The organism is Parasphingopyxis sp. (genome assembly GCF_052168295.1).
In the GTDB taxonomy this organism is placed as follows: Bacteria; Pseudomonadota; Alphaproteobacteria; order Sphingomonadales; family Sphingomonadaceae; genus Parasphingopyxis.
The window spans coordinates 58,251-82,738 of sequence record NZ_JBQLZN010000063.1; the positions used below are offsets into that span (position 1 = coordinate 58,251).

Sequence of the window (24,488 nt, forward strand, 5' to 3'; positions counted from 1 at the left end):
TAGACGCCCTTCGACGGGCTCAGGGCTAACGGAATTGGCGGTAGGTCGACTGCTAGTCTGCGCTGCCCGGCCAGCTTAGCCGTCCACTGGCGTCGATCCGCACGCCGCTTTCGGGGAAATCGCGGACCGTAAGTTCAGCGGTCCGCTGGGCGGCGGCGTTGCTGCGGTCGAGATAGGGGCCGCCGGGCCGGTCCTGCCGCGCCGATACGATATCGGCCGATACCAGCGCGCCTTCGGCATCGACTTCCAGCCGCGCGATCGGGGCGAGGCCGTTATGGCCGCGCAGGTTGAACCGGCCATAGGTCCAGAAATTGCCGAGGCTGTAGGCGATGAACCGGCCCTGATAGACCTCCACGGCGCGCGGAATATGCGGGCCATGGCAGAAGACGATATCGGCGCCCGCATCGACGGCGGTCCGCGCGAAGCGGAACGGATTACCGCGATTCTCATTGAGATAGGTTTCGGTATCGCGCGTCACGCGATGATAGTCCGCACCCTCGGCACCGATATGGCAGGAGACCATGACGATATCGGCCTGCGCGTCGGCCGCCTGCACCATCTCGGTCACGCGCGCATAGTTGCGCACGCTCAGCAGCCCCGGATTATGGCCGAAGGAGACGAGCGCGACGGTGCGCCCGTCGTCGAGCGTCTGGACGCCGATCCGCATCCCGTCCCGATCCCCGCCGGCAACGACGATGCCCACACGGCGCAGATTGTCGACGGTCGCGGTCCGTCCGCTTTCGCCGAAATCGCGCGCATGGTTGTTGGCATGCGACATCAGCGTGAAACCGACACGCCGCAGATAATCGGCATGGAAGGGCGGGCTGCGGAATACGTAGCAGAAGCGCGAATTGCCGCAGGCTTTCGCATCGCGGCTGCTCGCATGGATCGTGCCTTCGTAATTGCCGAACACGACATCGGCCGCGCCGAACATCTCGACGAGTTCCGGCCCCATGACCGTCGCCGGGTCCCCGTCCGGCGTCACGCGCGGATCCATGCCTGGCTCGGGCCAGTCGCTGCCCATCATCACGTCCCCGACGCCGAGGATCGTATAGGTGCGCTCGCCGCCGTCGGTCTCAGCGTCCGTCCGGTTCGGCACCGCCTGCTCGGCCGAATTTTCGACGGGCTGCTCCGAAATCCGGTCACCGATCGTCCCGTCGGCGATCATCGCCGCCGGCGCGGACTGCCCCTCCGTGCAACCGGCAAGGGCCGTGCCGGCAAAAATGCCGAAGGCAATCGTCGGTATCAGCGCCAAACGGTGCATAAACTCCTCTTCGGACGGCTTTTCGTCACGATTTCAAGCGATTCTCTCCGAACATCTAGCAGACGGACCGCCCCATCGGCGAGTCGTTTCGGCGGCGGGCCGGATTCACACAAAATTTGCTAAGTTTCTTTTCGAAACTGGTTAACAGTCGATATTTTTCAGTATCTTAGCGCAAATCGATGTCGAAAATCGTTGTAATTTTATTGCGCAAGTCGTCGTGTTGTCTCCTCCACTCATCGTAATCTGCTTGTAATGCTGCGCTGCACAATTCAGATAGTCGTCAACAAAGGCACAGATGCGCCCATCAAACGGGATCATCGCGCAAGCCGTGAAATGTGAGCGGGTCAGCAAGTAGTTCGAGTAGTTTTTTTGGCGCAGGCCCGCGCCATTTGGCGCATGGAATGGAGCATTTATGTCCTTCGGGCGTAAGAGAGTGATTTTTGGAGTGTCGGCGATGGTTGCGGCTACGGCCGTGGCGCTGCCGATGGCAACCGGTTTCGCCTTCGAGAATGACGGCGAAATCAGCGCCGAAACCGACGGTGAGCTTCTGGCCGCCGGCGGCATCGAGACCGAGGTTCCGGCGCAGGGCGACGATATCGTCGAACCGGTTATCGCGCTGGACGAAGAAACGGACACCGTTGCCGAAGAGGCTGTCGAAGCCGAAGCGGCGCCGGTCGAAGTGACGGCGATCAACGATACCGTCGACGCCGACCTGATCTGCCTCGCAAAGATCGTCCGCCATGAAGCGGCGAACCAGTCGATGACGGGTCAGCTCGCCGTCGCACAGCTCGTGATGAACCGTGTCAACTCGCCGCGTTTCCCGAACACGATCTGCGACGTCGCGCATCAGCGGGGGCAGTTCTTCAACACGAACGCCTATAACCCGTCGCGCAACGACCAGCGCTGGGCCAATGCCATGGAAGTCGCGATCGACGCGCGTAACGGGATCAGCGATCCCGTCGTCGGCGATGCCGTCTTCTATCACGCGGCCTATGTCAGCCCGCGTTTTCACCGGTCGCGCCCGCGGGTGACGCAGATCGAAGACCATATCTTCTACCGGTAGGTATCCCCCTTCTTACCGGGTCGCAGAGGCCGTCTCCTCATCACGAGGGGGCGGCCTCTCTCATTCCGGGGCGCTTTTTCCACAGATCGGATCGGATAGAGCTTTCCGAATACCGTTAGTCCTGAGCCTGTCGAAGGACGTCTATCGGCGGAGAAGCGTCCTTCGACGGGCTCAGGACTAACGAAACCTCTGCATCGCTATTCGGGAGAGAAGCCGGGCTCTTCTTCGCGCGTTTCGGGCTCGGCCGCGGCTGCCTCGGCATCGACAGCATCGCCGGCCTGTTCGTCCGCGCCGAACTCCATCGCCTTGATGCCGTCCCACCACTCGCTCATCACCGCGACCGGCCGGTCGAGATAGAAACGCTCGGTCTGGCGGTACCAGCCGTCGGTGATCTCGACGATGCGCTCACTTTGCGGCCCCGGTTCGAGTTCGAACGCCCAGCCGCGCAGCGCTTCGGCATTGAACAGCAGCAGAACGGCAGTGGCGACAGCGATCGCGATCGACGTCCAGAGCAGCGCATTCTGCGCGTCCGCTTCGTCGGTCGGCAGATCGACGGGCGAGGTCATGTCCGCACCGCCGCTCGGATTGGTCAGCGGTGCCTTTTCGGCGGGTTCGGCCAGCAATTTGTCGGTATCGCTCATCGCTCTCCTTTCCGCCTAGAATTGATAATAGATAAACGGCTCGACGCCCTCGGGCCGCATCGCGTCGATGATGAGGATCAGGAAGCCGGTCGCGAGCCCGACCAGCGCCGCCGACTGTTTGCGCACCCAGAGCGCGTTGCGCTGGATCGCATCGGGCGGCAGGGCGTGCAGCGCCGTTCCGAAGATGATCAGGGCGAGCCCGAGCGGCGTCAGCGTCGTCGTCGAGAAGTCGAATGCCGCGAGTCCGGCCAGATACTGGCTGGCATCGGCGAAGGTCGCCGAGCGGAAGAAGATCCAGGCCAGCGTCACGATATGGAAGGTGATGATGATCCCGGCCGCGGCGGGCAGTTGCGGCCAGTGATCGGGCCGATATTCGCGCCAGACGCGCTCGGCGACGAGCACGCCGCCATGGATCGCGCCCCAGATCACGAAGTTCCAGCTCGCGCCGTGCCAGAGGCCGCCCAAGAGCATCGTCGTCATCAGCGCGAAATAGAGCCGCCTGCGGCCATGCCGGCTGCCGCCGAGCGAGATGTAGAGATAATCGCGCAGCCAGCTCGACAGGCTGATATGCCAGCGCCGCCAGAAATCCTGCAGGCTCGCCGCCCGGTATGGCTGGTTGAAGTTATGCGGGAAGCGATAGCCCAGCAATGCGGCCAACCCGATCGCCATGTCGCTATAGGCCGAGAAATCGCAATAGATCTGCACGGCGTATCCGTACGCCGCGAGGATGAGATCGAGGCTCGAATGGGCGGCGGGATCGAAAAAGACCGGGTCGACGAACTCGGTCGCGAGATAGGAGGCGATCACCGCTTTCTTGAACAGCCCCCAGACGATCAGCAGGATGCCGATCGCCGCCATGCCCTTGGTGATATTGGGCACGCTCTGGAATTGCGGGATCAGGTGCGAAGCGCGCACGATCGGACCCGCGACCAGATGCGGGAAGAAGCTCATCAGCAGCACCATGTCGAGCAGCCGGGCCGGCTCGGTCTGCCGGCGGTAGATGTCGAACAGGTAGCTCATCCCCTGGAAGGTGAAGAAGGAGATGCCGACCGGCAGGACGACCTGCATGATATAGAGGTCGCGTTCCCAGCCCAGCCCGGTCAGGAGCGCGGCGAACTGTTCCATGAAGAAGCCGTAATATTTGAACCAGCCGAGAATGCTTAAGTTCGCGATCACGCCGAGAACGAGGAACAGCTTGCGCCGCTTCTGATCGTCCTGGAAATGGATGATGAGCCAGGCCGCGCCCCAGTTCAGAAAGCCCGACAGGATGAGCAGCGCGACGAAGCGCCAGTCCCACGCGCCGTAGAAGAACCAGCTCGCGATGAGCAGGAATATCTTGCGCCATTCGTTCGAGGCTTTGAGCGCCCATGCGATGACATAGACGGCCAGAAAGAACAGCCCGAAGGTAAGGGTCGGAAACAGCATGCGGCGTTAGCGTTCGCTACTCGCCGCCGCCGCTCTTTCCAGATCGGCAAACAGTATTTGACCGATCCTTGCGCCCCCGGTCTGATTGAAATGCACCCTGTCTCCGCGCATCAGCTCCTGGCTGCGCCAGCGATGGGCGCCGCACCGCCCGCCCATGGCGGCGTTCCAGTCCCAGAATGCGAGGCCCATGTCGCGCGCAACCCGGCGCTGCCGATCCCTGAGTTCGGCGAGCAGCGTTGGCGTGTACCAGGGCCGCCCGCCGCTATCGACGCCCGGCGGGTCCGCGCAGGGCACGGGCGCGCCGAAATTGTCGGCGAGGCCCCGGTTCCGCGTGTTCGCGTCAGGCGCGCCGATCAGCAGGATCGGGACTTCGCGTGGCGCGAGCCGCCGCAGCCGGTTGACCTGCGCGCGCAGGTCGCTCTCGAATTGGGACGGCGAGAGTTGCTGCGAAAAACCCTCATTGGTGCCGAAGGCGATCACCAGCAAATCCGGATCGTAAGCGGCCAGCTCGGCGCGCACGACCTCGTCGCTCGTCCGGCCGACATGGACGAACTGCGAACCGCTGACGCCGAGATTGGAGAGCGTGACCCCGCCCTCCCGCATCATCGTCGCGAAAGACGTAACGGTGACGATCCGGTCGTCTTCGGTGGTCACCGATGCGCCAAGCTGCGGATATTCGCTGTCCATCGTCCGGCAGACCGTCCGTTGTTCCGGCCCGTCCAGCTCGAACCGTTCGGTCTCGAAACCGAGCCGCATCGTGAGCGTCCCCGCGCCGGGCTGGCTGATCGCGCAAACGATGATGCGGTTGAAGCCCTGGTCCGGCGTATCGGCGGAGAGGCCGAGCATCTCGCCCTCTGCCCGCGCCGTCTGGCTGAAGCCGGACAGGCCGAGCGGGCGGCCGTAATTGGCGTAGCCGCGCCCGAAGGTGGAATTGACCTCCCAGCCGCTGGTCTGCGACGCGGTGACGCCCCAGGTCAGATAGCCGCCATAGGGCCGGCCAGCCGCCAGTACGCCGCGACCGCCATGGCCGTAGCGCTCGCGCAGTTCCTCGCGCCAGCCATTGGTGATCATGTCGCCGGCTGTATGGCTGTCGCCGAGCTGGAGGATATGGACGGGATCGCCGCTATTCCGGTCGCTGTCCGCCAGTGCCTCGAAGAAGGGCGCGATATTGTCCGCGTAGCAGAGCCGCTCCGTGCAGACTTCGGGGGTCGACTGGCTCGCCGCCAGCGCCGCGATAACGATGCCGGCCTTCATCCGTCCGCCTGCTCCGTACCCTCGCCGCGCCGTTCGCGTTCGCGCATCGCCTCGGCCCGCGCATTGTCGACATAGCCGCGAATGCGCTGCTCGAGCCCGCGCGTCAGGAAGCCATAGCCCTGCCCCGTCATGTGGATGCCGTCATTGGCGCGCGCCATGGTCCGTTCGCCAGTCTCGGGATGCGGCAGATAGGCCGCATATTGCCCGTTCTCGTCGACGCTCAGCGGCACCGTATCGATGAACGGCACGCCGAGCTCGCGCATGCGCGCGGCATAAAAGGCATTCTGCTGCTGGATCTGCGCATCGAAATTGGCGCGCCGCATCTTGGGCAGCCCGACCCAATAGACGATCGCGCCGCGATCGCGCAGCAGCTGCACCACCGCATCTACGCGGTCGCCGATAATCTCCTGCCATTCCTCGCTCATGAACTCGGCGCTCGTTCCGCCTGAATAGATGCCCTGCGTATCGTTCGCGCCGAAGGACAGGACGGCGATATCGATGGGCTGGCTGTCGAGCTTCTCCTCCATGTCCTCGAGAATGTTGAGGCTCCGGTAGCGGGTAAAACCCGTGGATTGTTGAGCGAACTGGTGGACGACGAAATCGTCTTCGCCCCGGAACGAACGGTAGAGCGCCGCCCAGAGCCCGTCACCGAAACTGTCGCCGAATACGCCGATCTGGACGGGCTCGCCCTCGGCCAGCGAATTGGTGAGGCTGCGGTTGAACTGCACCGCGCATTCGGTGGGCGGGGCTTCGGCCGACATGCTTTCGGCGGGCGTGACCACCGGCGCAGGCGCGCTCGCGACCGCCTCGTCGGTCTCGCCGCCGCCGAGAAAGGCAAGACCGATCACGGCCCCGACCGCGACGCCGATAAACAGCACGGCCGTACGATCAAGCAACAGAATCAACTTGTTCAAAGCGCCTCTCCGTCTCTTGCCGCGCGTTCATGTCCAATGGCGCATGGCTTGGCAAGCACCTCGCAGCGCAACCCGTCGATAGCGGAGCATAGGTGAACGCGCGCGATACGGGAAAAGGGCTTTTGACGACGTGGATGGCGGATTAGCGCCGAAACTTACGAACGCGTCGCGGCAACAATATTCCACGACTGATCGCAAGGACCGGTCCGTTCGTCCGATCGCGGTTTGAAAGCCGGGGACGCGATGGGCAGATGGTAGCGAGCCGGCGCTGCGGCAGCGATTTCGCTGCGCGGCGGCCAAATAGCATTATTCGGAGCAGATCATGTCCTTCGGACACAAAAGACTGATTTTCGGTGTGTCGGCGCTCGCCGCCATTCTTGGCGCAAGCGTGGCGACCACATCCGGCATCGCCTCGGAAAGCGCCGACGCGACGATATCCGCCGCCGACGACGCCAGCCTCCTGGCAGAAGCCGGACTGACGCCCTCTCTGGCCGACCGGCTCACCACGCCGGTTGCCGAGCAGATGATCGATCTCGACGCGGCGGACGCAGCGGAGACGGGCGAAGACGTATCGGCCGAAAGCCAGGCCGTGGCCATCAACGATTCGCATGACGACGAGCTGGAATGCCTGGTCCGCACGATCAGCAACGAGGCGCGCGGCGAACCCTATGAAGGCAAGCTTGCCGTGGCGCAGGTCGTCATGAACCGCGTCGCGTCTCCGCTCTTCCCCGACACGATCTGCGGCGTCGTCTATCAGCGCCACCAGTTCTCCAACATCCGGCGGCATCAGCCGGTCCGTTCAGGGCCGCTCTGGGACCGGATGGTCGAGATCGCGATCGACGCGCGCAACGGCGTCAGCGAACCGGTCGTCGGCGACGCGCTGTTCTTCCACGCCGGCTATGTCCGTCCGCGCTTCTCGCGCACCCGCGAGCGGGTCGGGCAGATCGGCGCCCATATCTTCTATCGCTAGGCGCGCCGGCCCCGGCGCGCGATGTCCGGTCTTGCGGACCGGAATATTGCGCAGCGGATTGCGGTGACGCAGACTATTGTCGCTTCAAAGAGGGGGGAGCGACAATGAGCGATACTTCGCAACCGGCGGACAAGCCGAAAATGACGGGCAAGGACATCGCCTTCATCACGGCCGGCGCCGTTATCGCCGCGATCATCACATTCGGCCTGCTCGGCATTGGCGGCGCGATCGGCGGCGGCATTATCGGCCTCGGCGCGGCGCTGGGTAGCATTCCCTATTCGCAGCGCATGGCGGCCTGGAAGAAAAGCCAAGAATAGGCGATTCGCAGCGTCAGGACGGCTGTTCGAGTCTGTCGCGATAATGTTCTTCGGCTTCCGCGTGTTCCGCCCAGAAGGCGCGGTGCGGATCGCCGGCCAGTTCGTCGATAAGGATGCCGAGATGCGACTGCCAGCCGGCCGCGGCGCTGATCAGATGCGCAAAATCGCTGTGCGGCGACTGGATCAATGTGAGCTTCACACGATCGCCGATGGCGGCCAGCTCGACGCTGACCTCGCCCTCGTCCTCCGCGCTGCTGAAATCGTCGCCGCCGAAATCGCGGAAAACGAGACGCCGGGGCGGATCGAATTCGACGAGCTTGACCTCGAACGAGACGCCACCTTTCAGCTCCGCAAACCGGTCCGGAAAGGCTTCGTCCGATAATTGGCTGTGATCGAAGGCCAGGGTGAAAGTCTCGCCCGGCGTTTCCGTCATCGTGCCGCCGCAAAACCAGAGCGCGCGCTTCGCGGGATCGACGAAATGCTCCCAGACACGCTCGATCGGCCCGGGCAGATCCCGGACGAAGCGCAGCGCACCACTCTCCAATTGCGTGCCGAATTCTTCCTTCATCGTCCTTCCTCCCCATCGAGAACGTGTTTGAGCGCGTCGAGGCGCCCGTTCCATGCGCGCCGCGTCTCGCCGATCCAGGTCTCCATCGCAGCCAACCCGTCCGGATCGAGGCTGTAGACGCGCTCGCGGCCCCGCCTTTCGACCCGCACCAGCGACGCCTCGCGCAGCACCTTCAGATGCTGGGAAATCGCCGGAGGCGTCGTATCGAAATGCGCTGCGATATCGCCCGCGCGCCGGTCCGTTTCGGCCAAGAGCCCGATAATCGTGCGGCGCGTCGGATCGCCAAGGGCTGCGAATCTGTCCATGCGTTTATATTTAAGTTTTTGCTTATATAAGTCAACGCTTAAATAAATAGCGCTGGGCAGGCGGCGGTGCGCGTGGCACGGTTCGGGCAATGGCAGGGCTTTGGGACCGATATGTCGTACCGCGCCTGATCGGCTTTTGCTGCACGCAGCCGCCGATTATGAAGCGCCGCGCCAGGGTCGTGCCGCGGGCGCATGGCCGGGTGCTGGAGCTGGGCGCGGGTGGCGGCGCGAATTTCGCGCTCTACGATCCCGCCAAGGTGACGAAAGTCGAGGGTGTCGACCCGTCGCCCGGCCTGCTGGATCGCGCGCGCGACGCGGCGAAGGCCGAGGGCATCGATTTCGATATCAAGGAAGGCGTTGCGGAGAATCTGCCATTCGCCGATGACGGTTTCGACACGGTGCTCGCCACCTTCACCCTCTGTTCGGTGCAGGACCATGCGCAGTCGCTTGCCGAGGCGCGGCGCGTGCTGAAACCGGGCGGTACGATGCTGTACTGCGAGCATGGCGCGGCGCCCGACACCAATGTCGCGAAATGGCAGCGCCGGATCGAGCCCGTCTGGAAGCGGATCGCGGGCGGCTGTCATCTGACCCGGCCGGTCGGCTCCGCCGTCGCTCAGGCGGGATTCAGCATTGTCGAGCAAGATCGGGGCTATATGGAAAAAACGCCGCGCTGGGCGGGATGGGTCGAATGGGGAGAAGCCCGGATATGAGAATGCCGATCGCAATCGCCGCAATTGCCGCCGTTGCGGCCATTTCAACCGCCGCGCCTGCTGATGCGGCCCAGCGCGGCTATTCGGTGACCAATTTCGACCGCATCCAGGTTCAAGGCCCGTTCGTCGTGCGCGTCGAGACGGGGCGCGGCTCTTCGGCGCGCGCGGAGGGCGATCTGCGGGCGATCGACGAACTCTCGGTGCAGGTGGTCGGCAATACGCTGCGCGTGCGGCGGAACGTTTCCAACAATTGGGGCGGCTATCCAGGCGGGCGCCAGAGCCAGTCGGCCGTGCTCTATCTGACTACCCACCGGCTCGAACAGGCGACGGTCATCGGCACCGGGGATCTGGAGATCGACCGGATGGAGGGTGGAAGGCTCGTCGTCAGCCTAGGTGGCAACGGCCGGCTCGCGGTCGGCGAGATCGCGGCCGACCATGCGGCGCTCGCGCTGACCGGGTCAGGCGTGATGGAAGTCGGCGGCCGGGCGGAAACCGGACGGGTGACGGTCGAGGGACCGGGCACCGTGGATGGTGCCGCGCTGACCGTCGAGGATCTGACGGTCAATCTCAACGGACCAGGCAGCATCGAGATTTCCGCCGAACGCGAGGCCGAAGTGACTGCTGTCGGCAACGGGGTCGTGATCGTCCATGGCGACGCATCCTGCACCGATCGCAGCATCGGATCGGGCCAGGTCAGTTGCGCCGGATTTCTGAGCCGGCGTTAGTTCGTTAGACTCGACCTGACGGAAAAACTCAAACCAAACCCAAACGCGCGAGTTCGTTCAGCATTTTGGGCGGCATCTCGGCGATCCCGTCCTCATCCCCGTCGAAATCCTCCGGCGCGTCTTCGCCCTTGAGATAACGCCAGCCCTGATGCGCGCGCTTGGGCCGGGCGCGGACAGGGATGAGTTTCGGATCGAGCCGGATGTTCCAGCGGCCGTCACCGCTTTCGACGAACCCCAATATGCGCTGCCGGACGACAAGCCGGTGCTTGATGATCCAGAATATCGAGCCGCCGATGAGCTCCTTGTGCCGCGTCGGGCGGTACCGCGTGGTGATCGTGACCTCGCCATCGGCAACGCGCGGCGCCTGGCGCTGCTGGATCCGCTTGATCGAATCGCAGCCGACGGCCGGCTTGGTGATATGGAGCGTCGCCATGCCTGCCATCTGGGCGGCATGGCGACCGCGATCAAGTCAGCCGACCAGCCCCGAGGCCACGGCGAGGCCGAGAAACGCGAGAAAGCCGACCGAGTCCGTGATCATCGTCACGAACACCGATGAGGCGACGGCCGGGTCCTGTTTGAGCCGGTCAAGGATCACGGGCACGAATACGCCGGCGAGGCCCGCTATCACGATATTGATCAGCATCGCCGCCGCGATCACACCGCCCAGCGCCCAGTCCGAAAAGACGAGCGCTGCGCCGATGCCGATCAGTATCGCGATGGTCGTGCCGTTGAGGAGCGCGACGGCGAGTTCCTGCCGGATGGTCCGCCAGGTATTGGACCGCGTGAGCTCGTTGATCGCCAGCGCGCGCACGGCGACGGCCATGGTCTGCGTGCCCGCATTGCCGCCGATCGAGGCGACGATCGGCATCAGGATGGCGAGCGCGACCATTTCCTCGATCGCCGCGCCGAACAGCGAGATGACGAAGCTTGCGACGAGCGCCGTGCCGAGATTGGCGACGAGCCAGCGGACGCGGCCGCTATAGGCTTCGCCGATCGGCTGGTTGATATCGCCCTCGCCCGCGCCGGAGAGCCGCAAGATGTCCTCGCCCGCCTCTTCGGAGATGATGTCGACGATATCGTCGACCGTGATCATGCCCACCAGCCGGCCGGAATCGTCGACGACGGCGGCAGAGATCAGGCCGTATTTCTGGAACCGCAGCGCCACTTCTTCCTGGTCCATATCGACCGGGATCAGCGTCTGTTCGCGCTTCATCACGTCGGAAATCGCGAAATGGCGCGGGGTCCGCAAAATCCAGCTCAGCGCGCAGGTGCCGACCGGGTGATGCGCGGTATCGACGACGAATATCTCCCAGAAATCCATCGTGTCTTCCTGGTTCTGGCGCAGGAAATCGATGACATCGCCGACCGACATATTCTCGTACACGGCGACGAGCTCGCGCTGCATGACGCGGCCGGCGGACTCCTCGGGATAGGTGAGCGCTTCCTCGATTGCCGCCCGGTCGTCGGGCTCGAGCGCGTCGAGCACCTCGCGCTGGTCGCCCGCCTCCATATCCTCGATGATCGCGACGGCGTCGTCGGTCTCGAGATTGGCGGCGAGATCGGCGACCTGCTCATTATCGAGTTCGTCGACCAGCGCCTCGCGGACGAAGTCGTTCATTTCCGCCAGCACTTCGCCGTCGAGCAGTTCGGAAAGCGCCGCGGCAAGCGGGGCGCGCCGATCACGCTCCACCTGTTCGAACAGGTCGGCAATATCGGCGGGGTGCAGGCGGCCGGCCAGCTCGCGCGCGGCCTCGTCGTCGCCCGATTCGAGCGAGCCGACGACGGCGTCGACGAATTCGGGCTTCAGCCGGTCGTCTTTGTCGAGATCGGTTGCGGCGTCTTCCGTTTCGGGAGCGTCCGTGGCCGTATCACTCATCTGCCGCCCTCCCCGTTTGGATGTCTGCCCCCGCTAGCGCTTAGACCGAAACCGAGGGGCTTGTCAGCCTCTCATCGCCGCCCTTCCTTCAGGCGGGCGATCCGCTACAGTGTCGGCGATGTCCGACTACACGCTTTCCGTGCTCGATCAGTCACCCATCGCCGAGGGCCGGACCTCGGCCGACGCCATCGCCGACACGCTCGACCTGGCGCGCACGGCCGACGCGCTCGGCTATCATCGCTATTGGGTCGCCGAGCATCATGCGAGCCCGGCGCTGGCAGGGGCCGCGCCCGAAGCGCTGATCGGCCCCATCGCCCAGGCGACCACGCAGATCCGGGTCGGCTCGGGCGGAATCATGCTGCCCCATTATTCGCCGTTCAAGGTGGCCGAGACTTTCGCGCTGCTGAGCGCCATGGCGCCCGGCCGGATCGATCTCGGCCTGGGCCGCGCACCGGGCGGCGACGGGCGGATCATGATGGCGCTGCAGCGCGACCGCGGCCGGCGCATGCCGCATGACGATTTCCCGAACAATCTCGCCGAGCTGATCGCCTATTTCGACGGGACGCTGCCGGAAGACCATCCCTTCGCGCCGCTCGCCGACACGCTGCCCTCGGGCGGCGGCGCACCGGAAATCTGGTTGCTCGGATCGTCGATGGACAGCGCGCTCTGGGCGGCCGAGGCCGGACTGCCTTACTGCTTCGCCGATTTCATCAATCCCGAGGGACAGGCCATGACGGCCGAGTATCGCAAGCGGTTCCGCCCCTCGAGCCGGCTCGCCGAACCGCATGTGATGGTCGCGAGCTGGACGATCGCCGCCGATAACGCGGAAGAGGCCGCGCGGCTCGGCAAACCTGCCGCGATGCTCGGCGCGCTGCTCCGCCGCAACGTCCTGATCCCGGTCCCGTCGATCGACACGGCCGAAGACTGGCTATCGAAGAACCCGGCCGCACTCGACAGCCGGAAACGCCGCGTCATCCTCGGTACGCCGGGCGAATGCCGTGCGGCGCTCGACGAAGTTGCGCGCGATTACGGCGCCGACGAAATGATGCTCGTCAACATCATGGCCGATCATGCGGCGCGGCGGGAGAGCTACCGCCTGATCGCCGAAGAATATGGACTGGCGGAGACGGCCGCTGCCGCTTAAGGAAGCCGCCAAGGCAAACGGTCAGTTCCAAAACCGTTAGTCCTGAGCCTGTCGAAGGACGTCTATCGGCGGAGAAGCGCCCTTCGACAGGCTCAGGACTGACGGATATTTGGGAACGATCTTGGCACGAATGAAACAGGAGATAACACTCATGTCCGATACACTCACCATGTCGCTCGACGGCGGCGATGTCGTCATCAAGCTGCGCCCCGATCTCGCGCCCAACCATGTCGCGCGGATCACCGAGCTCGCCAAGGACGGCTTTTACGACGGCGTCGTCTTTCACCGCGTAATCCCCGGCTTCATGGCGCAGGGCGGCGATCCGACGGGCACCGGCATGCACGGCTCGGACAAGCCGAACCTCGAACAGGAATTCAACAGCGAGCCGCATGTGCGCGGCACCTGTTCCATGGCCCGCGCGCAGGACCCGAACAGCGCGAACAGCCAGTTCTTCATCTGCTTCGACGACGCCGAGTTTCTCGACGGCCAGTATACGGTCTGGGGCCAGGTCACGTCCGGCATGGAGCATGTCGACGCGCTGCCCAAAGGCGAACCGCCGGCCAATCCGGGCGTCATCAAGTCGATGACCGTCGGCTAGGCGCATGGCGAACCCGGTCACCCTGATCACCGGCGCGTCGAGCGGGCTCGGCCGGCTCTTCGCCCGCGCCTGCGCGGCGCGCGGGGACCGGGTCGCGCTCGTCGCGCGGCGCAAGAATCGGCTCCAGAAACTGGCCGACGAGCTCGGGCCGGACACGATCGTCATCACCGAGGATCTGAGCGATTACGATGCCGCCGACGCGATTATCGAGGCGATCGAGGATGCGGAAACCTATGTCGGTACGCTTATCAACAATGCCGGCTTCGGCGCGCGCGGCGAGTTCCAGAAACTCGCGATCGGCGACCAGACCGACATGCTGCAGGTCAACGCCATCGCCGTGACGCAGCTCTGCCACCGCGTCATCCCCGCGATGATCGCGATGGGCGGCGGATCGATCCTCAACGTCGCCTCGACGGCGGCGTTCCAGGCCGGGCCCGGCATGGCCGTCTATTATGCGAGCAAGGCCTATGTGCTCTCGCTCTCCGAAGCGCTGCACGAGGAGCTGCTGCCGCACAATATCGCGGTGACGGCGCTTTGCCCCGGCGCGACGAAAACCGAATTCGCCTATCGCGCCGATATGGCCGAAACCACGCTATTCGAGAAATTCGCCGGCGAACCGGAAGCCGTCGTCAAGGCGGGGCTGGAGGGACTGGCCAAGAACAAGGCCATCGTCGTGCCCGGCTTCCTCAACAAGGCGATGGTGCAATCGAACCGCGTCACGCCGCGCAGCGTGACGCGCGAGCTCGTCAAACTGCTTCAGCAATAGCCGCGCCGGACTCCGAGGGGCCGCTCGCCTGACGGCAGACGCGGCTGAACAGCCAGTCGTGAAACAGCTTAACCGGCTTGCGCCGGAGCGCTGATCGGCGGCAGGAGAACCAGTAGCTGTAGGGGCTCTCCACCCGCGTATCGAAGAGCGGGACGAGCCGCTCGTCATCGGCATCCTGCAGGTGCGAATCGAGCATGAAGGCGACGCCCAGGCCCTGCGCGGCGGCATCCAGCATCAACTGGCCGGAATCGAAATGGTCCTCGGCCGCCGGTTCGAGATTGGGATAGCCGATGGCGTTGCGCCAGAAAAGGAAAGTTTCGGGCATGTCCCGGTGCAGCAGGATGGTCAGCCCGGCAAGCTGTTCGGGTTCGGTCACCGGCGCGCCGCGTACGGTCAGCCCGCGCGCGCCGATCGGCGTGATGATGTTATGGTCGATTTCGCGGGAATAGAGGCCGGGTTCGATCGACTGGGCGAGCGTGATCGCCGCGTCGAGCCCGTCGCCGAGACGCGCCGTGCCATGGGCGGCCGTATCGATATCGATATGGAGTTCGGGATGCATATCGCGCAATTCGGGCAATTTGCCGATCAGCCGCTGCGATGCGAAAAGCGGCAGGACGCCAAGCCGCAGACGCAGCAGATCGGCCTGCCCGGTCGAGACTTCGATGGCGTTGGCAAGCTCGTCCAGCGGGCCGGACACCCGCGCGAGCAAAGCCTCGCCGTCTTCGGTCAGAACCATCGCATGGTGGCGGCGCTCGAACAGCGAACGGCCGAGAAAATGCTCTAGATTCTGGACTCTACGGCTGAGCGCGGGGGAAGAGAGCGACAATTCCTCGGCAGCCGATTTGACCGATCCGAGTCGCGCGACCTGCACAAAGGCCTCGATGGCCGTCAAAGGCGGCAATCTGCGCATTGCATCGCTCCTTCCCTGCAACCGTCATATCCCGAACCGGGAAATAGTGAGTTGCAATTTATGCAATCCATAGCACGTTTTTCGCACTTGCACAATTGCAAATTGAAACCCAATTAGGCGGGGCCTTATCAGGCATCCTCTCCTAAGACCCTTCGGGCCGGCCTTGCCCCTCTTGGCCGGCCCGTTTTTTTGCGCATCCGGAACGCTTGATCCGGCAACGCTTCGCAATGCGCGCCGCGGTCCCTATGTAGGAGGCTCCACAAGCACGGAGTTCCCATGGCCGACGCCGAAGCCCCGACCGCCACAAAAGAGCACAAGCTGCAGGTCGCCAATGCGCGGCCCGAGGATTCGGGCCGTGGGCTCGCACGCATGTCGCGCGAGACGATGGGCGCGCTCGGCCTGACCGAAGGCGATGTCGTGTCGATTACCGGAAAACGCACGACGCCCGCGCGCGCCGTCCTGCCCTATCAGGAGGATGAGGGCCTCGCGATCCTGCGCATCGACGGTCTGCAGCGCGCCAATGCCGGGGCCGGGTCCGGCGATTTCGTGACCGTGGCCAAGGCCGAATCCCAGGCCGCCAAGAAGGTCGTTTTCGCGCCCGCCCAGCGCAATCTGCGCCTGCACGGCAATGCCGAGGCGCTCAAGCGCAGTTTCGGGATGAAGCCGCTGACCCAGGGCGATGTGGTTGCGACGGCCGGTCAAAGGCCGGTCGAACGCGGCGACATGCCGCAACAGCTCCGGCAGATGATGAATGCGCCGGCCTATGCCTTGCAGGAAGTCCGCCTCGTCGTCGCCGGGACCACGCCCAAGGGCATCGTCCATATCGACGAGAATACGGTCGTCGAGCTCAAGGCCGAATATAGCGAGCCGGCCGAGGCGCGGCGCGCCGACGTCACCTATGACGATCTCGGCGGGCTCGGCGAGACGATCGACCAGGTCCGCGAAATGGTCGAGCTGCCGCTGCGCTACCCCGAACTCTTCCAGCGGCTCGGCGTGGAGCCGCCCAAGGGCGTGCTGCTCCATGGCCCGCCCGGCACCGGCAAGACGCTGCTCGCCCGCGCCGTCGCCAATGAGAGCGATGCGGAGTTCTTTCTCATCAACGGCCCGGAAATCATGGGATCCGCCTATGGCGAGAGCGAGAAGAAGCTGCGCGAGATTTTCGAGCAGGCGGCCGAGGCCCAACCCTCGATCGTCTTTATCGACGAAATCGATTCGATCACGCCGAAGCGCGACAAGGTCGCCGGCGAAGCGGAGAAGCGCCTCGTCGCCCAGCTACTCACGCTCATGGACGGACTGCAGAGACGCGCGAACCTGATCGTCGTCGCGGCCACCAACCGGCCCGACGCGATCGACGAGGCGCTGCGCCGCCCGGGGCGCTTCGACCGCGAGATCATTATCGGCGTGCCCGACGAAGACGGCCGGCGCGAGATATTGGCCATCCACACCCGCGGCATGCCGCTCGCCGACGATGTCAGCCTGAAATCGCTGGCGCGGCAGACCTATGGTTTCGTCGGCGCCGATCTCGGCGCGCTGACGCGCGAAGCCGCGATCGAAGCGGTGCGCCGGATCATGCCGAAGCTCAACCTCGAAGAGCGCACGGTCCCGACCGAAGTGCTGGACGAACTCTCGGTCGACCGCTGCGATTTCAAGGAGGCGCTCAAGCGTATCCAGCCCTCGGCGCTGCGCGAGGTCATGGTGCAGGCGCCCAATGTCGGCTGGGACGATATAGGCGGGCTCGATGCGGTGCAGAAACGCCTCAAGGAGGGCGTGGAACTGCCGCTCAAGGATCCCGACGCCTTCCGCCGGCTCGGCATTCGTCCGGCCAAGGGCTTCCTGCTCTACGGCCCGCCCGGCACGGGCAAGACGCTGCTCGCCAAGGCGACGGCGCATGAATCGAACGCCAATTTCATCGCGACCAAATCGTCCGACCTGCTCTCCAAATGGTATGGCGAGAGCGAGCAGCAGATCGCCCGTCTCTTCGCCCGGGCGAGGCAGGTCGCGCCGACCGTCATCTTCTTCGACGAGCTGGACAGCCTCGTCCCGGCGCGCGGCGGTGGGCTCGGCGAACCACAGGTCACCGAGCGGGTCGTCAACACGATTCTCGCCGAAATGGACGGGCTGGAGGAGCTGCAATCGGTGGTCGTGATCGGCGCGACCAACCGGCCCAATCTCATCGATCCCGCGCTGCTCAGGCCGGGCCGGTTCGACGAGATGATCTATGTGCCGGTACCGGAAGCGGCTGGCCGCCGCCGTATCCTCGCAATCCATACCGCGACGATGCCGCTTGCCGAAGATGTCGATCTCGATGACCTGGCCGAGCGAACCGACCGCTTCACGGGTGCGGACCTCGAAGACCTGACGCGCCGCGCCGGCCTTTACGCGCTGCGCCGCTCGCTCAAGGCCGACAAGGTTTCGATGGAGGATTTCGAGGCGGCGCTGAAGGACACGCATGCGAGCGTGACCAGCGAGATGGAACGCGAATATGAGGTGATGGCCGCGAAGCTCAAACAGGATTCGCTGGCGATCAATCCGATCGGCTTCATCGCGCCCGGCATGCTGAGGCCGATGAACGCGGACAAGCATGATTAGAACGCTTTGTTCGTCAGACTCGACCTAAAGTCGAGCGCGGCAGAGTTTTCGTCAGAATTTTCCTTACGGAAAATCGCGGCACCAGCCCGCTCCCCCTCCCGGCCTCCCAACAGGGTATTCTCAATGGGAGGCCGGGAGGGGGAGCGGGCCGGTGCCGCGCCTGAGCGAAGCGAAGGTCTGACAAAAGAGTCCGTCAATTCTCGAGCCTGAACGCCGCCCAGATCGTGAGCAGTCCGAAGAGCGCGGCGCAGACGAGGAACGGCAGCGGCATCGACAGGCCGTAGATCAGGACACCAACGGCCGGCGCGGCGATAAAGGCCATGCCGTTGACCGAGGCGACCATCCCGGCGACCTGGCCCTGCTCGGCGCGGCTGACGGCGAGCGATGCGCCGCTCGTGAAGCCGGGCCGGAACAGCCCCATGCCGAGCGAAGCGATTGCGAAGCCCAAGGTTATGCCATGCAGGGTCGTGATGAACGCCATCATCACGCAGCCTGCCGCCCCGAGAATGAAACCCCAGATCACCAGCCGTTTCGGCGGCGCCTTCATCTGCGGAATGAGGCCCCATTGCGCGAGCAAGGTCGCGCCGGCTCCGGCCATAAGCACGATGCCGATCGCCTGCTGCGCCTCGTTGAGCGGCACGGACAGCCGGTCGATGATCAGAAAGCCGATCACGCCCAGAAACGCCGCATGCCCATGGCCGCCGATAACGCCGACGATCATCCAGGGCAGCGTCCGGCTGTCCCGCCAGCGCAGTCTTTCGGCTATCGCATCCGTGTCGTCGTCATCGTCGTCGCCGGAGATGGCCGATGCGCCGGAGAGACCGCCGATCGACGGTTCGCTCGCGATCACGCCGCGCGCCGCATGCTGGGGCATGTCGTTCGGCAGCAGCAGCGCGACCGCGAGCCAGACCAGGCAGCCGAGCAGCGCGAAGACGATCAGCGGACCCGCCAGCCCGCCCGTTATCGGGAAAACGAAGGCGGGCGCCAGCGCCGGGCCGATTATCGTGCCGAGCCCGAAAGAGGAAGCGATGATCGCAAGCGCCGAAGTCCGGTTCTCCCGGTCCGTCCGCGCCGCGACATAGGCCTGGACGGCAGGGGGCGCGGCCGAGCCGAAGCCGCCGTAAAGGCTGCGCGCCACGGCAAAAATGATAAAGGTCGTCGCCGGCAGCAGCCATCCCACCAGCCCCATCCACAATATCACGCCGCAGATCGCCATCGAGGCGATAAAACCGACCGTGCCGAGCAGCATGAGAGGCTTGCGCCCGCGCCGGTCCGACTGGCGGGCCCAATAGGGGGCCAGCAAAACCCAGAGGAGCGCCGACCAGGTATAGGCGAGCGACACCCAGAAATCGGGGATTTCGAGCGCCCGGCCGATCGTCGGCATGACCGACTGCATGGCCGTATTCCCCGCCGCCGCCGTCAGCATGACGAGAAAGAGGACGGCGAAGCGATCGCGGCGAATCTGGATATGCGGTGTATCGGACATTCGCGCGATCAAATGGCCGGAAAGATGGGATGGGTGGCAGCGTGCATGCGGCTTCCCTTAACGGCAACCGCCATCCCGCGATAGTGACCAATGACTTGCCAATACCGCCTGCATTTGCGAACGCGGACGCAACAATTTTGCAAGAAATCGGAAGCAGATGACTCAAACCGTGTCCAACGCCGCCGAGCGCCGCGCGCTAGCCCGCAGCCGGGCACCCGGACCGCTCGTCCTGTTTTTCAAGGGATTTCTCAAACACCCGGTAATGGTCGGTTCGGTGATCCCGTCTTCCAAGCGGCTGATCGACAAGATGCTCGCGCCCGTCGACTGGGAGAACACGAAGCTGTTCGTCGAATACGGCCCGGGCGTCGGCACATTCTGCCGCCCGATCCTCGATCGTCTGGCGCCCGATGCGACACTGATCGCCATCGATACCAATCCGGATTTCGTGGACTATCTGAAGCGGGACATTCGCGATCCGCGCTTCCACGTCGTCAACGGCTCGGCCGCCGACGTCGAATCGATTATCGCGGAAAAGGGTTTCGACAAGGCCGATTATGTCGTCTCCGGCCTCCCCTTTTCGACGCTGCCGGACGGCGTCGGCGAAGAGATCGGCGCGGCGACGGGACGGGTCGTGCGTCCGGGCGGCGCCTTTCTCGTCTACCAATTCTCGCCCAAATGCCGCGACTATATCGAACCGAATTTCGACCGGATCGACAAGGACCGCGAATGGTGGAACATCCCGCCCGCCGTGCTCTTCTGGGGCTGGAAGGACGAGGCCTAGCGCCGCGCGACAGGGCCTATTGCCCGTCGATGCCAAAATTCAGCCGGCGGGTGACGTTATAGTCGAGCACCGACATCAGGAAATAGGATAGTCGGCCCTTGATCCGCGTCCAGAGCGTCTGGCGCGCGGCATGTTCTTCCGGCGTGATCCGCACGCTATCCGCGATCTCGCCATCGACGAAGCGCCGCATCACGGCTGCAAAATCGGCATCGCGGATCCGCAGCATCACTTCGAGGTTCAGATAGAGGCTGCGGACGTCGAAATTCGCCGAGCCGATATAGACGATATCGTCGATAACATAGAGCTTCGTATGCAGCATCATCGGCTGATATTCGTACGTCTCGGCATCGGGGAGCAGGTAGCGATACCGGTTGCGCGCGGCGGCAATCGTCACATTGTTGTCGGACTTCGCGGCGGTGATCACCCGCGACCGGCCCCGCCGCCCGGCCTGGCGGATCGGCCGCAGCAACGGCGCGTAGGGCGCGAAATAGGCCGCGACGACGTCGATGCGCTCGGCCGCGCCGAAATCATTCTGCAACGCCTGCGCCCATGGGCTGAGCTCGCGCGTCGGTCCGCCGAGCAGGAGCCGGACGGCGCCGTCCTGCTGATGATGGCGGCGCAGGATCGAGCGCAGCCCCTCCATCTCCGATCGCCGGTCCATCGACCAGGATAGAATCGCATCGAAATAGGCGGCCAGCCGGGCGGCCGCGGGTCCATCGACGGCCAGCCCCAGGTCCCGCCAGCCATTTTCCTCACCATATTCGGCAAAATAGGATTGCTGGACATTGAAGCCGCCGATCAGCGCCCGCGTCTCGTCGGCGATCGCCATCTTCTGGTGATTGCGCAGCAGATAGCGCCGGCCGCGTTTCGGTTCGTAGCGGCAGAATGTGCACTCGCCATCGGCGAGCGGCGCGAAAAACGCGTCCGTCGCCTTGGCGCTGCCGAAACCGTCGACCAGCAGCGCCACGCTGACCCCGCGCCGCTGGGCTGCGACCAGCGCATCGCGCACGCGCTCGGCCGCCGCATCGTCGACGAAGATGTAATAGAGCAGCTTGATGCTGTCCCGCGCGCCGTCGATCAGCCCGATCAGCGCATCCAGCCGCTCGGGGCCGTCCGCCAGCAGGCGAAAGTCGTGCCCGCCGACCGACGGCAGCGAATATTCGGCTGTCTCGCGATCTGCCATGGGTCCGCTCTAGGCCGCAACCGGCGGGGGCTGCAAGCCGCGGCATTTCTTGACATTCAGGGGTTTGGTCCCTATTTCGCCGCTCTTCCCGTTTTGCTGAACATTGGAAACAAGCCATGGCGCGCGTAACCGTCGAAGATTGTGTCGACAAGGTCCCCAACCGTTTCGATCTGGTGCTGCTGTCCGCACAGCGCGCCCGTCAGATTTCGGGCGGTGCCGAGCTGACGCTCGATCGCGACCGGGACAAGAATCCGGTGGTCGCGCTGCGCGAAATCGCCGAGCAGACGGTTAAGCCGAAGCATCTCGAGGAAGCGCTGATCCAGAGCCTCCAGCGCGTGCAGATCGACGACGAGGAAGCACCCGACGAAATCGGTTCGCTGTCCCAGTCGGCCGAAGCGCTGCGCCTGACGGCGTCGGCGCCGCCGCGCAACACCAATGTCGCGGCCGATTACGACGGTTGAGCCTGGACACATCGTCGAAACGAAAAAGGCCCGCGCGATGCGGGCCTTTTCATATCTGCGTTCGATGAACTCTTACTCGGCGGCTTCGGCCACGACATCGCTCTGATCGACCCAGACCAAGTCGTGCCAGTCGAGCGGGCGGCCGTCATGCGCATGCACCCGGATCTGTTGCACCGGCTGGCGGTCGCGCTCGTCGCACAGCACCGGGTTGGACGCGACGCCGATGCCCCATTGCTCGCCCCATTGCCGGAGCGCGATCATCGCCGGCAACAGGGCCTCGCCCTTCTTGGTCAGCTTGTATTCGACCTTGCGGCGGTCGTCCGCGCATGGCTGGCGTTCGAGGATTTCGCTCTCGACGAGCCGGCCGAGCCGGTTGGCGAGAATGTTGCGCGCAATCCCCAGATTGGACTGCATTTCCTCAAAATGTTTCAGGCCATTGAAAGACGCACGAAGGATCATAAATGACCAGCGTTCGCCCATCGCCTGCAATGCGCAGGGGAGACCGCATTCGTCGTCGCCAATATCGCCAAGTGGTTCTGTGAGTTTGCCCATAGCTGCTCAACCTACTGCAAAAGTCGGGATTCGCAAAATTACTGCACTAAAAAGTTTTTAGTTGCAACTTAAAACCGAATCAACTAGGTAGTGATTCGCAACCTAAAGCGAAAGGGCCAAATCGTGCAACAATTTGTAATCGGACTGGTGTCTTTCGTGAGCACCATGGCGCTCCTGGCGATTTCCTCCGCTTAGCAGCACCGCCTCCCCCTCCCTGTAATAGGAAGATCATCATGCAACGCTCCCTCTCCCTGGTTCTCTCCCTGATGACTGCGGCGTTCCTCTTCACCGCGACGACCGCCGAAGCGCGTACGCCGTACCAGGCGACGCTTGCCGAAGCGACCGACGAGCGCGTGCTCGTCATCCGCAACGCGCCCTGGGTGTGCGACGGCACGGAATGCAGCACGGACGGCGCGCGCAGCCGCCCGGCCAATGTCTGCCACTCCTTCGTTCGCGAGCTCGGCGCGGTCACGGCCTTCATCGTCGACAGCGAAGCGATGACCGAAGAAGAGCTGGCGACCTGCAACGAAGCCGCCGGCTAAGCGCCCCCCAACCGTTAAACCAGTTGCATTATTTCAGCGCCCGGCCATCTTGGTCGGGTGCTGAGACAATATGAACTGATCGAGCGGGTCAAAAGCTACGACCCGGACGCTGACGAGGCGCTGATCAACCGCGCCTATGTCTTCTCGGTCAACGCCCATGGCACGCAGAAACGCGCCTCGGGCGATCCCTATTTCAGCCACCCGATCGAAGTCGCCGGCATTCTAACCGATCTGCGGCTCGACGACGAGACCATCGCCACCGCGATCCTGCACGATACGATCGAGGACACGGTCGCCACCCAGGAGCAGATCGAAGAGCTGTTCGGAGACAATGTCGCGCGGCTCGTCGACGGTGTCACCAAGCTTTCGACGATCGAGGCGCAGTCCGACACCGAACGGGCGGCCGAGAACCTGCGTAAATTCCTGCTCGCCATGTCGGGCGATATCCGCGTGCTGCTCGTCAAGCTCGCCGACCGGCTCCACAATATGCGCACGCTCCACTTCATCGAGAATGAGGAGAAGCGCCGCCGCATCGCACGCGAGACGATGGATATCTACGCGCCGCTCGCCGAACGGATCGGCATGTACGAGTTCATGAAGGAGATGCAGACGCTCGCCTTCCAGCATCTCGAACCCGATGCCTATGAATCGATCTCTACCCGGCTCGACCGGCTGCGCGAAGGCGAAGGCGCGGCGACCGTGGACCGGATCGCGGAGGAGCTGAAGGTGGTGCTCGGCAGCCATGGCGTCGATGCCGAGGTCACGGGCCGCGAAAAGCATCCCTATTCGATCTGGCGGAAAATGGCCGAGCGGCACGTATCGTTCGAGACGCTGACCGACGTGATGGCGTTTCGCGCGATCGTCCCCGATCTCGCCGATTGCTACCGGGCGCTCGGCGTCCTCCACGAAAAATGGCACATGGTCCCGGGGCGTTTCAAAGACTATATTTCGACGCCCAAGCGCAACGGCTATCGCTCGATCCACACCGCGGTCCAATATGGCGAGGACCGGCGCATCGAAATCCAGATCCGCAGCAAGGCGATGCACGAACAGGCCGAGTACGGCCTCGCCGCGCATTGGAGCTACAAGCAGGGCGACCGGCCCGACGGCCAGGCCGGCTGGCTGCGCGATCTCATCGAAATCCTCGAAACGACCGAGAATCCCGAGGAGCTGCTCGAGCATACGCGCATGGCGATGTATCAGGACCGGATCTTCGCCTTCACACCGGCCGGCGAGCTGATCCAGCTGCCCAAGGGCGCGACCGTCGTCGACTTCGCCTTCGAAGTGCATACCGATCTCGGCAAGCAGACGGTCGGCGCCAAGGTCAACGGCCGCGTCGTGCCGCTGCGCACGCAGCTCGAAAATGGCGATCAGGTGCGTATCCTCAGATCCGACAACCAGCATCCCGATCCCGGCTGGCTGAGCTTCGTCGTCACCGGCAAGG

General features: G+C 64.3%; 26 protein-coding genes. 13 read left to right on the top strand and 13 right to left on the bottom strand.

Features of this window, described 5'->3' with window-relative positions; genetic code table 11:
* Positions 1–52: 52 nt before the first annotated feature.
* Positions 53–1,264 carry a CapA family protein gene (locus ACTS1Z_RS10715; protein WP_442624450.1) on the bottom strand — a complete coding sequence of 404 codons (1,212 nt, stop codon included), beginning with the start codon at positions 1,262–1,264 and terminating at the stop codon, positions 53–55.
* Between the two features lie 454 nt (positions 1,265–1,718).
* Between ACTS1Z_RS10715 and ACTS1Z_RS10720 the strand changes: the two genes are divergently transcribed.
* Complete coding sequence (locus tag ACTS1Z_RS10720; protein WP_442624451.1) at positions 1,719–2,327, top strand: cell wall hydrolase; 609 nt, start codon at positions 1,719–1,721, stop codon at positions 2,325–2,327.
* 197 nt (positions 2,328–2,524) lie between these two features.
* Here ACTS1Z_RS10720 and ACTS1Z_RS10725 read toward each other — a convergent pair whose 3' ends face one another.
* The 4 genes from ACTS1Z_RS10725 to ACTS1Z_RS10740 are packed head-to-tail and all read right to left on the bottom strand — an operon-like array spanning position 2,525 to position 6,561.
* On the bottom strand, positions 2,525–2,968 hold the full coding sequence (locus ACTS1Z_RS10725; protein WP_442624452.1) for a hypothetical protein: 444 nt from the start codon (positions 2,966–2,968) through the stop codon (positions 2,525–2,527).
* A gap of 15 nt (positions 2,969–2,983) precedes the next feature.
* Positions 2,984–4,393 carry an MBOAT family O-acyltransferase gene (locus ACTS1Z_RS10730; RefSeq protein WP_442624453.1) on the bottom strand — a complete coding sequence of 470 codons (1,410 nt, stop codon included), beginning with the start codon at positions 4,391–4,393 and terminating at the stop codon, positions 2,984–2,986.
* Positions 4,394–4,399: 6 nt separating this feature from the next.
* The gene (locus ACTS1Z_RS10735) at positions 4,400–5,647 is read right to left on the bottom strand and encodes a GDSL-type esterase/lipase family protein (RefSeq protein ID WP_442624454.1); all 1,248 of its coding nucleotides are present in this window, start codon (positions 5,645–5,647) and stop codon (positions 4,400–4,402) included.
* Positions 5,644–6,561 (bottom strand): SGNH/GDSL hydrolase family protein, encoded by a 918-nt coding sequence (locus ACTS1Z_RS10740; protein ID WP_442624455.1) that lies wholly within the window; start codon positions 6,559–6,561, stop codon positions 5,644–5,646. Before ACTS1Z_RS10740 ends, ACTS1Z_RS10735 begins: the two co-directional genes overlap by 4 nt.
* Positions 6,562–6,883: 322 nt before the next feature.
* On the opposite strand from ACTS1Z_RS10740, the gene ACTS1Z_RS10745 reads away from it, so the two are divergent.
* The gene (locus ACTS1Z_RS10745) at positions 6,884–7,531 is read left to right on the top strand and encodes a cell wall hydrolase (protein ID WP_442624456.1); all 648 of its coding nucleotides are present in this window, start codon (positions 6,884–6,886) and stop codon (positions 7,529–7,531) included.
* A 104-nt stretch (positions 7,532–7,635) separates the two neighbouring features.
* A complete protein-coding gene (locus tag ACTS1Z_RS10750) occupies positions 7,636–7,848 on the top strand; it encodes a hypothetical protein (protein ID WP_442624457.1) in 213 nt (70 codons plus the stop codon).
* Between the two features lie 13 nt (positions 7,849–7,861).
* On the opposite strand, the gene ACTS1Z_RS10755 is transcribed toward ACTS1Z_RS10750, so the two are convergent.
* Together ACTS1Z_RS10755 and ACTS1Z_RS10760 are read right to left on the bottom strand one after the other, a co-directional pair.
* The gene (locus tag ACTS1Z_RS10755; RefSeq protein ID WP_442624458.1) at positions 7,862–8,416 is read right to left on the bottom strand and encodes an SRPBCC family protein; all 555 of its coding nucleotides are present in this window, start codon (positions 8,414–8,416) and stop codon (positions 7,862–7,864) included.
* Positions 8,413–8,721 carry a metalloregulator ArsR/SmtB family transcription factor gene (locus tag ACTS1Z_RS10760; protein ID WP_442624459.1) on the bottom strand — a complete coding sequence of 103 codons (309 nt, stop codon included), beginning with the start codon at positions 8,719–8,721 and terminating at the stop codon, positions 8,413–8,415. The genes ACTS1Z_RS10755 and ACTS1Z_RS10760 overlap by 4 nt, the downstream gene beginning before the upstream one ends.
* A gap of 89 nt (positions 8,722–8,810) precedes the next feature.
* On the opposite strand from ACTS1Z_RS10760, the gene ACTS1Z_RS10765 reads away from it, so the two are divergent.
* Together ACTS1Z_RS10765 and ACTS1Z_RS10770 are read left to right on the top strand one after the other, a co-directional pair.
* Positions 8,811–9,431, top strand: a complete 621-nt coding sequence (locus ACTS1Z_RS10765; RefSeq protein WP_442624460.1) for a class I SAM-dependent methyltransferase — start codon at positions 8,811–8,813, stop codon at positions 9,429–9,431.
* Positions 9,428–10,156, top strand: coding sequence for a head GIN domain-containing protein (locus ACTS1Z_RS10770; RefSeq protein ID WP_442624461.1), 729 nt, complete (start codon positions 9,428–9,430; stop codon positions 10,154–10,156). Before ACTS1Z_RS10765 ends, ACTS1Z_RS10770 begins: the two co-directional genes overlap by 4 nt.
* A gap of 28 nt (positions 10,157–10,184) precedes the next feature.
* On the opposite strand, the gene ACTS1Z_RS10775 is transcribed toward ACTS1Z_RS10770, so the two are convergent.
* Together ACTS1Z_RS10775 and mgtE are read right to left on the bottom strand one after the other, a co-directional pair.
* Positions 10,185–10,589, bottom strand: coding sequence for a DUF1489 family protein (locus ACTS1Z_RS10775; RefSeq protein ID WP_442624462.1), 405 nt, complete (start codon positions 10,587–10,589; stop codon positions 10,185–10,187).
* Between the two features lie 36 nt (positions 10,590–10,625).
* Positions 10,626–12,032, bottom strand: coding sequence for a magnesium transporter (gene mgtE, locus ACTS1Z_RS10780; RefSeq protein ID WP_442624463.1), 1,407 nt, complete (start codon positions 12,030–12,032; stop codon positions 10,626–10,628).
* A gap of 118 nt (positions 12,033–12,150) precedes the next feature.
* On the opposite strand from mgtE, the gene ACTS1Z_RS10785 reads away from it, so the two are divergent.
* The 3 genes from ACTS1Z_RS10785 (at position 12,151) to ACTS1Z_RS10795 (ending at position 14,540) form a co-directional block, all read left to right on the top strand.
* Entirely contained in the window at positions 12,151–13,176 is a 1,026-nt protein-coding gene (locus ACTS1Z_RS10785) for an LLM class flavin-dependent oxidoreductase (RefSeq protein WP_442624464.1), read from the top strand.
* Between the two features lie 151 nt (positions 13,177–13,327).
* Entirely contained in the window at positions 13,328–13,774 is a 447-nt protein-coding gene (locus ACTS1Z_RS10790; protein WP_442624465.1) for a peptidylprolyl isomerase, read from the top strand.
* Between the two features lie 4 nt (positions 13,775–13,778).
* On the top strand, positions 13,779–14,540 hold the full coding sequence (locus ACTS1Z_RS10795; RefSeq protein ID WP_442624466.1) for an SDR family NAD(P)-dependent oxidoreductase: 762 nt from the start codon (positions 13,779–13,781) through the stop codon (positions 14,538–14,540).
* Here the strand turns inward: ACTS1Z_RS10795 and ACTS1Z_RS10800 are convergent.
* Entirely contained in the window at positions 14,521–15,450 is a 930-nt protein-coding gene (locus tag ACTS1Z_RS10800; protein WP_442624467.1) for a LysR substrate-binding domain-containing protein, read from the bottom strand. The two genes, ACTS1Z_RS10795 and ACTS1Z_RS10800, sit on opposite strands and share 20 nt — an antisense overlap.
* A 276-nt stretch (positions 15,451–15,726) precedes the next feature.
* Here ACTS1Z_RS10800 and ACTS1Z_RS10805 point away from each other — a divergent pair, with 276 nt between their 5' ends.
* Complete coding sequence (locus ACTS1Z_RS10805; RefSeq protein WP_442624468.1) at positions 15,727–18,039, top strand: CDC48 family AAA ATPase; 2,313 nt, start codon at positions 15,727–15,729, stop codon at positions 18,037–18,039.
* A 193-nt stretch (positions 18,040–18,232) separates the two neighbouring features.
* On the opposite strand, the gene ACTS1Z_RS10810 is transcribed toward ACTS1Z_RS10805, so the two are convergent.
* Positions 18,233–19,525: an MFS transporter gene (locus ACTS1Z_RS10810; protein ID WP_442624469.1), complete on the bottom strand. Its 1,293-nt coding sequence runs from the start codon at positions 19,523–19,525 to the stop codon at positions 18,233–18,235.
* Positions 19,526–19,682: 157 nt separating this feature from the next.
* Between ACTS1Z_RS10810 and ACTS1Z_RS10815 the strand changes: the two genes are divergently transcribed.
* Complete coding sequence (locus tag ACTS1Z_RS10815) at positions 19,683–20,306, top strand: class I SAM-dependent methyltransferase (protein ID WP_442624470.1); 624 nt, start codon at positions 19,683–19,685, stop codon at positions 20,304–20,306.
* A gap of 16 nt (positions 20,307–20,322) precedes the next feature.
* Here the strand turns inward: ACTS1Z_RS10815 and ACTS1Z_RS10820 are convergent, their stop codons facing one another.
* Positions 20,323–21,489, bottom strand: coding sequence for a phospholipase D-like domain-containing protein (locus ACTS1Z_RS10820; protein ID WP_442624471.1), 1,167 nt, complete (start codon positions 21,487–21,489; stop codon positions 20,323–20,325).
* Between the two features lie 116 nt (positions 21,490–21,605).
* Here ACTS1Z_RS10820 and rpoZ point away from each other — a divergent pair, with 116 nt between their 5' ends.
* Entirely contained in the window at positions 21,606–21,950 is a 345-nt protein-coding gene (gene rpoZ, locus ACTS1Z_RS10825) for a DNA-directed RNA polymerase subunit omega (protein ID WP_442624472.1), read from the top strand.
* A 72-nt stretch (positions 21,951–22,022) separates the two neighbouring features.
* On the opposite strand, the gene ACTS1Z_RS10830 is transcribed toward rpoZ, so the two are convergent.
* Positions 22,023–22,502, bottom strand: a complete 480-nt coding sequence (locus ACTS1Z_RS10830) for a winged helix-turn-helix transcriptional regulator (RefSeq protein ID WP_442624473.1) — start codon at positions 22,500–22,502, stop codon at positions 22,023–22,025.
* Between the two features lie 233 nt (positions 22,503–22,735).
* On the opposite strand from ACTS1Z_RS10830, the gene ACTS1Z_RS10835 reads away from it, so the two are divergent.
* Together ACTS1Z_RS10835 and ACTS1Z_RS10840 are read left to right on the top strand one after the other, a co-directional pair.
* Positions 22,736–23,044, top strand: a complete 309-nt coding sequence (locus tag ACTS1Z_RS10835) for a CC_3452 family protein (RefSeq protein WP_442624474.1) — start codon at positions 22,736–22,738, stop codon at positions 23,042–23,044.
* A gap of 57 nt (positions 23,045–23,101) precedes the next feature.
* The coding region (locus ACTS1Z_RS10840) for a RelA/SpoT family protein (RefSeq protein ID WP_442624475.1) at positions 23,102–24,488 on the top strand (1,387 nt) is incomplete at its 3' end.

Coding starts and splice junctions, on each gene's coding strand:
- ACTS1Z_RS10770 (WP_442624461.1), top strand. CDS start 9,428: ATGAGAATGCCGATCGCAATCGCCGCAATTGCCGCCGTTGCGGCCATT.
- ACTS1Z_RS10755 (WP_442624458.1), bottom strand. CDS start 8,416: ATGAAGGAAGAATTCGGCACGCAATTGGAGAGTGGTGCGCTGCGCTTC.
- ACTS1Z_RS10730 (WP_442624453.1), bottom strand. CDS start 4,393: ATGCTGTTTCCGACCCTTACCTTCGGGCTGTTCTTTCTGGCCGTCTAT.
- ACTS1Z_RS10760 (WP_442624459.1), bottom strand. CDS start 8,721: ATGGACAGATTCGCAGCCCTTGGCGATCCGACGCGCCGCACGATTATC.
- ACTS1Z_RS10765 (WP_442624460.1), top strand. CDS start 8,811: ATGGCAGGGCTTTGGGACCGATATGTCGTACCGCGCCTGATCGGCTTT.
- ACTS1Z_RS10785 (WP_442624464.1), top strand. CDS start 12,151: ATGTCCGACTACACGCTTTCCGTGCTCGATCAGTCACCCATCGCCGAG.
- ACTS1Z_RS10725 (WP_442624452.1), bottom strand. CDS start 2,968: ATGAGCGATACCGACAAATTGCTGGCCGAACCCGCCGAAAAGGCACCG.
- ACTS1Z_RS10810 (WP_442624469.1), bottom strand. CDS start 19,525: ATGTCCGATACACCGCATATCCAGATTCGCCGCGATCGCTTCGCCGTC.
- ACTS1Z_RS10750 (WP_442624457.1), top strand. CDS start 7,636: ATGAGCGATACTTCGCAACCGGCGGACAAGCCGAAAATGACGGGCAAG.
- ACTS1Z_RS10830 (WP_442624473.1), bottom strand. CDS start 22,502: ATGGGCAAACTCACAGAACCACTTGGCGATATTGGCGACGACGAATGC.
- ACTS1Z_RS10715 (WP_442624450.1), bottom strand. CDS start 1,264: ATGCACCGTTTGGCGCTGATACCGACGATTGCCTTCGGCATTTTTGCC.
- ACTS1Z_RS10790 (WP_442624465.1), top strand. CDS start 13,328: ATGTCCGATACACTCACCATGTCGCTCGACGGCGGCGATGTCGTCATC.
- ACTS1Z_RS10820 (WP_442624471.1), bottom strand. CDS start 21,489: ATGGCAGATCGCGAGACAGCCGAATATTCGCTGCCGTCGGTCGGCGGG.
- ACTS1Z_RS10795 (WP_442624466.1), top strand. CDS start 13,779: ATGGCGAACCCGGTCACCCTGATCACCGGCGCGTCGAGCGGGCTCGGC.
- ACTS1Z_RS10835 (WP_442624474.1), top strand. CDS start 22,736: ATGCAACGCTCCCTCTCCCTGGTTCTCTCCCTGATGACTGCGGCGTTC.
- ACTS1Z_RS10735 (WP_442624454.1), bottom strand. CDS start 5,647: ATGAAGGCCGGCATCGTTATCGCGGCGCTGGCGGCGAGCCAGTCGACC.
- rpoZ (WP_442624472.1), top strand. CDS start 21,606: ATGGCGCGCGTAACCGTCGAAGATTGTGTCGACAAGGTCCCCAACCGT.
- ACTS1Z_RS10815 (WP_442624470.1), top strand. CDS start 19,683: ATGACTCAAACCGTGTCCAACGCCGCCGAGCGCCGCGCGCTAGCCCGC.
- ACTS1Z_RS10720 (WP_442624451.1), top strand. CDS start 1,719: ATGGTTGCGGCTACGGCCGTGGCGCTGCCGATGGCAACCGGTTTCGCC.
- ACTS1Z_RS10745 (WP_442624456.1), top strand. CDS start 6,884: ATGTCCTTCGGACACAAAAGACTGATTTTCGGTGTGTCGGCGCTCGCC.
- ACTS1Z_RS10775 (WP_442624462.1), bottom strand. CDS start 10,589: ATGGCGACGCTCCATATCACCAAGCCGGCCGTCGGCTGCGATTCGATC.
- ACTS1Z_RS10800 (WP_442624467.1), bottom strand. CDS start 15,450: ATGCGCAGATTGCCGCCTTTGACGGCCATCGAGGCCTTTGTGCAGGTC.
- ACTS1Z_RS10805 (WP_442624468.1), top strand. CDS start 15,727: ATGGCCGACGCCGAAGCCCCGACCGCCACAAAAGAGCACAAGCTGCAG.
- mgtE (WP_442624463.1), bottom strand. CDS start 12,032: ATGAGTGATACGGCCACGGACGCTCCCGAAACGGAAGACGCCGCAACC.